5 protein-coding genes and 1 pseudogene are annotated in these 6,062 nt (G+C 71.9%); 1 reads left to right on the plus strand and 5 read right to left on the minus strand.

Annotated features, from left to right (window positions below):
* Positions 1–653 (minus strand): annotated as a pseudogene (locus tag JF597_RS51860) (hypothetical protein); the annotation flags it as partial.
* 114 nt (positions 654–767) lie between these two features.
* Here JF597_RS51860 and JF597_RS51865 point away from each other — a divergent pair.
* On the plus strand, positions 768–1,832 hold the full coding sequence (locus JF597_RS51865; RefSeq protein ID WP_294013701.1) for a signal peptidase I: 1,065 nt from the start codon (positions 768–770) through the stop codon (positions 1,830–1,832).
* Between the two features lie 10 nt (positions 1,833–1,842).
* On the opposite strand, the gene JF597_RS51870 is transcribed toward JF597_RS51865, so the two are convergent.
* The 4 genes from JF597_RS51870 to JF597_RS51885 all read right to left on the minus strand — a co-directional run bounded on the left by JF597_RS51870 (position 1,843) and on the right by JF597_RS51885 (position 5,994).
* Positions 1,843–2,862, minus strand: coding sequence for an LLM class flavin-dependent oxidoreductase (locus JF597_RS51870; protein ID WP_366916577.1), 1,020 nt, complete (start codon positions 2,860–2,862; stop codon positions 1,843–1,845).
* A 122-nt stretch (positions 2,863–2,984) separates the two neighbouring features.
* On the minus strand, positions 2,985–4,127 hold the full coding sequence (locus JF597_RS51875; RefSeq protein ID WP_294013707.1) for a hypothetical protein: 1,143 nt from the start codon (positions 4,125–4,127) through the stop codon (positions 2,985–2,987).
* A 10-nt stretch (positions 4,128–4,137) separates the two neighbouring features.
* Positions 4,138–4,875, minus strand: a complete 738-nt coding sequence (locus JF597_RS51880) for a sigma-70 family RNA polymerase sigma factor (protein ID WP_294013709.1) — start codon at positions 4,873–4,875, stop codon at positions 4,138–4,140.
* A 90-nt stretch (positions 4,876–4,965) separates the two neighbouring features.
* Positions 4,966–5,994: a LacI family DNA-binding transcriptional regulator gene (locus JF597_RS51885; RefSeq protein WP_294013712.1), complete on the minus strand. Its 1,029-nt coding sequence runs from the start codon at positions 5,992–5,994 to the stop codon at positions 4,966–4,968.
* Positions 5,995–6,062: the final 68 nt, after the last annotated feature.

The raw sequence follows: 6,062 nt of genomic DNA on the forward strand, positions 1-6,062 counted from the left end.
TCGGTGCGCGGCATGCCGAACGTCCAGTGCGACGCCGCGTAGCCGAGTTCGAAGGCGCTGATGTTGGCGCCGTCCTCGCTGACCGCCGTCCGGGTCGCGGTGGTGTCGGTCAGGTACACCCACGCCGTGACCGCGAAGGATCCGGTGGTGGTGAGGACTCGCGTACCGCTGTCGGCGTAGGCGGACGTGCCGTCGAAGGCGAGCGCGGAGCCCCGCCGCCCGGTGGCGGTCCACGTGGCGCCGTCCCGGGTCAGCGGGTGGCGGGTGGCGTTGCCGGAGAGGTCGGCCGTGGTTGCGCCGCCGCCCTCGTCCATCGGCCATAGCCCCGTCCACGCCGCGTAGTTGGCGGTGCCGTACACGCCAGGACTGCCGTGCGTCGAAGAGTCGGCCGCGGTGATCGACCCCGGTGTGTCGTCGAGGCGGTAGTACGCCAGCGGGTTCGCCGCCAGCACCGCCGTGGGGTAGTCGGGGAAGGACGCCGCGGCCGTGAACGCGTTGCCCGTGTCGCCGGTCGTGGCGGTGAACGTGGCCCCGGCTCGAGGGAACAGGGCGAACGTCAGCAGGGCGGTGAGGGCGACGGCCATGGCGACCCGGCCCGGACGAGGTGTTCGCGCCGCGTCCGTGTGGATCGTCCGGCGCACGATGGCCAGCACGAAGAGACACCTCCCGCCGGATTCATCGGCATCCGGGCCGCCCACTTGAGACCCGTCCGTGATGTTCTGCGCTCAATCACTTATGCGCAGTGACGACCGGCCGATCGCGAATAGGTGGAGACGACCGCCGCGCTCGGGCTCGCCCTTTTTGGGCGCCGCCGCTGGCACCGGCGTCCCCGCGGACTGGCCGTCGTCCGGCTGCTCGCCGGCACGTATCTGGTCGTCCTCGCCGCCGTGCTCGCGGCCACCCTGTTGCCGGTGGTCATCGGCTGGCGCCCCTACCTGATCACCTCCGGCAGCATGCAGCCGGACGTCCCCGCCGGCTCGGTGGTGCTCGCCGATGGAGGCGGCGCCTTGCCGGTTGCCGTGGGCGACGTCGTCGTCGTGCACGACCCGTCCCGCCCGGGGCAGCTGCTCGCTCACCGGGTAGCCGCGCTGCGGGCGGACGGCACGCTGATCACCAAGGGCGACGCCAACGCGACCGCAGACGTCGCCCCGGTGCCGCGCAGCGCCGTGATCGGCCGCCTCCGCGCGATCGTCCCTCTGGTCGGCCAGATTGCCCAGCACCGGTTGGCCGGCCTGCTGCTCGCCGCGCTCGCCGCCCTGCTCGTGGCCGCCTCGCCCCGCCGGCGGAAGCGTCGTCGGCTCCCCCGGGCGCTCGTCGTCACGACCGCCGTCGTCGGGCTCACGTCGGCGCTGACCTGGCAGGCCACCGCGGCTCGTTTCGGGGGCACGACCCGCAACTCCGGCAGTACCTTCAGTGCCGGCTCGGTGCAGCTGAGCGATGACGACTCGGGATCCGCCGTGTTCAGCGCGAGCGGACTCGTGCCCGGTGACACCGGCAGCCAGTGCGTGACGGTGTCCTACGGCGGGAACGTGCCGGCCTCGGTGCGGCTCTATGCCTCGGCGTCGTCCGGATCGTTGGCCGGGTACCTGAGCTTCACGGTCGACCAGGGCACGGGCCCGTGCTCGAGCTTCTCGTCCAGCGCCCGGCTCTACAACGGCACGCTGGCCGGCTTCGCCGCAACCGCCGGCGCTTACGCGTCCGGGCTGGGGACGTTCGCACCCTCCGGGGTCGCGTCCGTCACCTACCGCTTCACCTACGTCGTGCGGGACGACAACGCGGCCGCCGGCTCCGCCGCCTCGCTCGACCTCACCTGGGAGGCGCGCAGCACCTGAGCGTGCTCGATCAGCGCCAGCCGAGCTCCGGGGCGACGTGCGTGAGCAGCGCCTCGAGGACGTGCGCGCAGTAGTCGACGCCGAGCTGATTCGGAATCGTCAACAGCAGGGTGTCCGCGGCGGCGATGGCCTGGTCCTCGGCCAGCTCCGCGATCAGCCGGTCGGGCTCGCCGGCGTAGGTCTTGCCGAAGCGGGCCGGTCCGTTCTCCAGGAAGCCGACCGAGTCGCTCGACGACCGTTCGCGGCCGAAGTAGGCCCGGTCGAGGTCGTCGACGATCGGGAAGATGCTGCGGCTCACCGAGACGCGCGGCTCGCGCTCGTGACCGGCATCCGTCCACGCCTTGCGGAACCGTTCGATCTGCTCGGCCTGCAGCTCGTGGAAGGGCACGCCCGTGTCCTCGCTGAGCAGGGTCGAGCTCATCAGGTTCAGGCCCTGCGCGGCCGTCCACTCGGCCGTCGCGCGGGTGCCGGCGCCCCACCAGATCCGCTCGCGCAGGCCCGGCGAGTGCGGCTCGATGCGCAGCAGGCCGGGTGGGTTGGGGAACATCGGGCGCGGGTTGGGCTCGGCGAAGCCCTCGCCCTCGATGACGCCGAGGAAGATCCGGGCGTGCTCGCGGGCGAGGTCCGCGGCGTCCATGCCCTCGGGCGGGACGTAACCGAAGTACTTGTAGCCTTCGACGACCTGCTCGGGTGACCCGCGGCTGATGCCGAGCTGGAGCCGGCCGCCGGAGATGAGGTCGGCGGCGCCGGCGTCCTCGGCCATGTACAGCGGGTTCTCGTAGCGCATGTCGATCACGCCGGTGCCGATCTCGATGCGGCTGGTGCGCGCACCGATCGCGGCCAGCAGCGGGAACGGCGAGCTGAGCTGGCGGGCGAAGTGGTGGACGCGGAAGTACGCGCCGTCCGCGCCGAGCTCCTCGGCCGCCACGGCCAGCTCGATCGACTGCTGCAGCACGTCGGCGGCCGTGCGGGCCTGCGACTGCGGGGATGGCGTCCAGTGGCCGAAGGAGAGGAACCCGATGCGCTTCACCTCGGTTCGAACGCGCGGCGGGGCGGCGATCATTCCGCTCGCAACCACCTGCCAGCGCGCACGGACGGGCCGGGCGCGCCATATCGCGCGTCCGGCCCGGCCGTCGAGGTCGTGGTTCGAGGTCAGCTCGCGGCGATGCCTTCACCACCGACGGCACCGGCGACGGTGACCGAGCCGATGGCCGTCAGCCCGCCGTCCTGGCCGATGGCGAACTCGTCGACGATGCCTTTGCCACCGGTCTCGACGTAGAGGTAGTCGCCGCTGACCGTCGCGTCGATCGTGCCGGGGTCGGTGGCGGTTGCCGTGCCTACCTGAAGGCCGGTGGCCGTGACGTCGACCTCGCTCACCGAGCCGCTGCCCGCGTTGTCGAGGTACAGGTGCGAGCCGTGCCGCGCGATCCAGCAGGTCGCCTTCTGGCCGGTGAACTCCCGGTCGACGAGGGTCAGCGTTCCGTCGGCGTGCAACGCGAAGCTGGCCACCGCGTTGTCGCCGGCCTCGGCCACGTCCAGCCGGCCGGCCGGATCGAACGACACCGCGAACGGCACGTTGCCCGGATCGACGTTGATCGTCGGGACGGCACTCGCCCCACCGAAGCGGTCGATGCCGAATACGTCGATCTGGTTGCCGTTGGCCTTGGTCGTCACGACCAACTGACGCCCGCTCGGGCTGAAGGTGACCTGCCCCGGCGTGTTGACGAACTCGGGGGTTGCCGACGGATCGAGTCCGAGAGCGCGGTTCCAGCTCGGTATGCGGACCAGGAACGGGCCGACCTGGCGGAAGCCCTGGATCGAGCCACCGTCGCGAGCGTTGAGGACGTACACGACGCCCCGGTGCACCGCGACGCTCACCGGGAACGTGCCGCCGGTGCCCACGACCTGCAACCGGTCCAGCCGGTCACCGCGGATGCTGAAGACGGTCACCGTGTTGCTCCCGGCGTTCACGGCATAGAGAAGGTGCCGATGGCGATCGACGGTGACCGCGCCCTGCGATGCGAGGTGGTCGGCGACCGAGCCGGTGAGCACACCACCGGTCCCGCCGGTCGCATACCGGCCGGCCGCGCTCAGCGTGCCGTCCGCCTGGCGGTCGTAGACGGCGATGGTGTTGCCGGCCGGGTCGTTGGCTTCGACGAACACCGCGTGCTGGCCGGCGCCGCGGTGGTGCGGTTCCGCCGCGGAGGCGGAGGTGGCTCCGGCGGCGAAGGTGAACAGCCCGACGGCCGTGGCGCCCGCGAAACCGGCGGCCGCGAGTCTGGTGCGAATGTGCATGACGCTCCCATCACGTATCCAGTGGTGACAGGTGATTGGTGGCGGGCCGCCGGGCCGTCTTACGCGGACCGGGCTGCGGTTTCGCAGATGGTAAGGACTGGTCGTCCCGACCGCTCAGGTAGCCGTTGGCGACCAAGGCGGCGCGGATGTTGCGGCGGGCGTCGAACATCACCTTGTAGATCGCGTTGCGGTCGGCCGCCCATCTCGTCGTGACCGCGTCCAGCGGGATCCCGTCCACGGCGATGGCGACGAAGACGTCCCGCTGCCGCTCGCTCAGCTGGGTGCGCAGCGCGGCGCGCACCGCGGCCAGCAGTTCGGCTGCGTCGGCGGCCGCCTCGGGCGTCTCGCCGAGCCGGGCCGGCACCTGACCCCACTGGTCGACGTCGAGCGCGACCTCACCGCGCACCGCGGAGAAGTGCCGGCTGAGTTTGTTCGACACCTCGAGCACGGCGAACTTGTACGCCCACGTCGTGAACCGGCTCTCGCCGCGGAACTCCGGTAGCCGGCGAAGGATGCTCACGACCGCGTCGTCGGCGGCCTGGTGAGCGAGGTCGTCCACCTCGGGGCCGCCGATGCCGACCAGTGGAGCCCGGCGGTTCAGCTCGGCCCGCGCGGCCCGGAGCAGCAGCCCGTGCAGCCGACGCAGACTGGCGTCACCCGCCGCCGCGTGCGCGCCGAGGTCGGCGATCCACGCCGCCGATTCCGGGTCGGGACGCGGTGCTCTGCGTTCGACGGAGCTGTCGATCACTCGGCGAGCGTAAGAGCCGGCGGGACGGACGACGGCTTCGTCGCCTTCGTGTTCACCGCATCGTCAGACTTTGCCGTCCTGCCCGAGCGGTCAGGCGGAGGTCGTCGATTCGCGCGGGACGAGCCGGCAGGGCAACGCCTCGACACCGGACCCCGCCGCCCCGTCGACGGCGGCCGACAGGCGTTCGGCCGCGACCCGGCCGAGCGTCTCGAGGTTCATGTCGATGCTCGACAGGGGCGGCCGGGAGCTGGTCGTGAAGATCTCCCAATTGTCGAAGCCGATCACCGCTACGTCGCCCGGCACGTCGAGCCCGGCTTCGTGGAGGGCGTCGATCACGCCGCGGGCGATCTGGTCGGAACCGGCGAACACGGCGTCGACCTCCGGCGCCTGGGCGAGCAGCATCCGGGTTGCGCTGCGGCCCCAGGCCTCGGACCAGGACCCGAAGAAGACCCGCCCGCCCGCGAGGTCGAGGGACCGGGCGGACAGCTCGGCCAGGGCTCCGGTCGCGCGATCCTGCGCCGCGCCGTAAGTGGCGTCACCACTGATGTGGGCGATGCGGCGCCGGCCGACCTGGACGAGGTGCTCGATCGCCATCCGGCCGGCCGAGACGTTGTCACTGACCAACGAGAGATCGGCCGGATCGTCCGACGGGGCGTAGGCATAGACCACGGGCACGGGGAGGTTGCGGCCGATGGACGGTCGGGGGTCGGGCCGAGCACCGACGACGATCAGGCCGTCGACTCGACGGGACAGCAGCGTCTGGAGGTGGTGCACCTCGCGGATGGAGTCGCCACGGGCGTCGCACAGCAGCACGCTCGTGCGCCCGGCGCCGAATGCGTCCTCGGCGCCCATCAGGATCGGTATCGAGAGGCGCCCCTCGAGGTCGGAGGTCAGCAGGCCGACGATGCCGGTGCGCCCGGCCAGCAGGCCTTGTGCGAGGGCGTTCGGGGAGTAGGAGAGCCGCTCGGCCGCCTCGAGCACGATCGTCCGGGTGGCGGCCGAAACGTGCGCCCGACCGTTCAAGGCCTTGGACGCGGTCGCAATCGACACGCCGGCCAGGCGGGCGACGTCCTCGAGGGTGGCCGCCCGTGCGTTCGGGCGCTGCCTGGCTGGCCCCACCGCGGCGTCCTTCCTCAGTTTCGCTCGAACTTCTAGCAAGGCTACCGCCTCGAAGGCTTGACCGAGGA

This window comes from Streptomyces sp. (genome assembly GCF_019510245.1).
Taxonomy (GTDB): Bacteria; Actinomycetota; Actinomycetes; order Streptomycetales; family Streptomycetaceae; genus Streptomyces.